The organism is Neisseria uirgultaei (genome assembly GCF_962719845.1).
Classification (GTDB): Bacteria; Pseudomonadota; Gammaproteobacteria; order Burkholderiales; family Neisseriaceae; genus Neisseria; species Neisseria bergeri.
In genome coordinates this window covers 1-1,820 of the sequence record NZ_CAUIYF010000034.1, presented here as the reverse complement: position 1 = coordinate 1,820, position 1,820 = coordinate 1, and the positions used below count along the sequence as shown (strand labels likewise).

Sequence of the window (1,820 nt, the reverse complement as noted above, 5' to 3'; positions counted from 1 at the left end):
TTCCCCCCCCCCCCCCGCAAATTGGCGGCAACCGCCGCCCGGTTTGCCTCACTGATGCCGGCATCGAGGACGTGGAACCTGATTTCCGTATCGGGATGGGCCGCTTCCACGCTTTTTGCCGCAACGCAAAGGTAGGCGGCATAGTTGTCGTCTGCCGCAAATACGATGTCCATCTTTTCTCCTTTTATTGGAAAGGCACAATGATTTTGCCGATTAACTGTTCGCGCCTTTGCCGGCGTTTTTCCCTTTCCCTGCTGATTTTGGTCAAGGCGCGGATCAGGCGGTGTTTGAATGTGTTGGCGGGGGAATCGCGCCTTTGCTGTTTGCGGTTCAGGCAGCGGTCGTGTTCGATCAGGCTGCCCAATGCGCTGTTTTGGTCGTGAAACTTGGCATAATGCAGCTCTTGGGCGCACAAGGCGGGATTGAGCTGGAAAACCGGCATCCTTTCCCTGTCGTCAGGGTTGCCGAACATCATCCAATCGATAGGGTGCAGCCCTTCAGACGGCAGGGCGGCAAACCTGTCCAAAAAAAACCGCATCGCTTTTTTGGAAATGATATAGCCCGCCGTCCCCCAGTGTTCGCTTTCCAACAGCGGGAAGGCACGCCCGCAGTAGTCCGCCACGCCGGAGGGCGAGGTCAGGACGTGCATAAACATCGTTTCCAAGCGGACGATAAAGGCGGAATCCTTGTCAAAGCGTTCTTCCAACCAAGTATCTTCGGCAAGGAACTGCTCCACGCCTTCGCCCAGTAAAACGTCGTCTTCAAATACGGCGATATACGGCGTGCCTTCGTCCAACGCCTGTTTCCACAATACGGCGTGGCTCATAAAGCAGGCTTTTTCCACTCCGCTCAAATAGGGGTGCGCCGACAAACCGGGGACGAGTTCCGCCATCGCCTGCTCCAGCCTTTCAGACGGCATTAGTGCGTCGAAAAACTGAAACGGGATGCCGCGCGCGCCGAAGGTTGCTGCAATGTGCGCCCTGCGCTCTTTGGCGGAAGCTAAGCTGATAACGTGGTTTTGCATGATTTATCCTGTTTTTTTGTCTGCCGGATCTGGCCGCGCCTGCCAGCGGTTTTTAATCAGTCGGCGTAAAATGCTGAAGTATTGCCTCATGGTAAACAGCCGCCTCATCTTGCCGTCTGCCGCAAAATCCAGCCACGCGCCGGCGGGCGGCGTGTCCGTCCGTTTGAAACATTGATACAAGAAATGGCGTACCCGCTCAAAATCATCTTCTAGCAAATCCTTCTCCAGCAATTCGTACGCCACTGCTTTGGTTTGGCGGTATTCAAGACTGTCAAACCTGGTTTTAAAACCCATAGACTGCAAAAAATCGTTTCTGGCGGTTTTTTGGATGCCTTGCGCGATTTCGTGTTGGCGGACGCTGTGTTTGGATGAAACCTGATTGGCGTGAAGGCGGTATTTGACCAAGGCTTCGGGATAATAAGCCAGCCTGCCCAATTTGCTGACATCGTACCAAAATTGGTAATCTTCCGCCCAATCCCGCTCGGTGTTGTAACGCAAACCGCCGTCAATGACGCTGCGCCTCATAATCATAGTGTTGTTGTGTATAGGGTTGCCGAAAGGAAAAACGGCGGCAATGTCTTCATGCCGAGTCGGCTTTTTCCAAATTTTGCCGTGTTCGTGGTGCCGCGCCAGCCGGTTGCCGTCCTTTTCTTCCGACAAAACTTCCAGCCACGCGCCCATTGCGATGATGCTGCGGTCTTTTTCCATCTCGCCCACGATTTTCTCAATCCAGTCGGGGGCGGCAATATCGTCGGCATCGGTGCGCGCAATATATTCCCCCCCCCCCCCGGACTTT

3 protein-coding genes are annotated in these 1,820 nt (G+C 54.5%); all 3 read right to left on the bottom strand.

Translation table 11 applies throughout. The features are described from left to right. Window positions 1-173 (bottom strand): glycosyltransferase (locus tag Q9J32_RS10135; RefSeq protein WP_047919290.1); only part of this gene is annotated, 173 nt, incomplete at its 3' end. An 11-nt stretch (window positions 174-184) separates the two neighbouring features. Beyond that, window positions 185-1,024 (bottom strand): glycosyltransferase family 25 protein, encoded by an 840-nt coding sequence (locus Q9J32_RS10055; RefSeq protein WP_301885701.1) that lies wholly within the window; start codon window positions 1,022-1,024, stop codon window positions 185-187. A gap of 3 nt (window positions 1,025-1,027) precedes the next feature. Continuing rightward, window positions 1,028-1,820, bottom strand: a 793-nt coding sequence (locus tag Q9J32_RS10050) for a glycosyltransferase (protein WP_304667281.1), incomplete at its 5' end; no start/stop codon positions are given.

What these genes read in the sequence shown, in the direction of transcription:
- Q9J32_RS10055 (WP_301885701.1), bottom strand. Translation starts at nt 1,024, where the DNA reads ATGCAAAACCACGTTATCAGCTTAGCTTCCGCCAAAGAGCGCAGGGCG.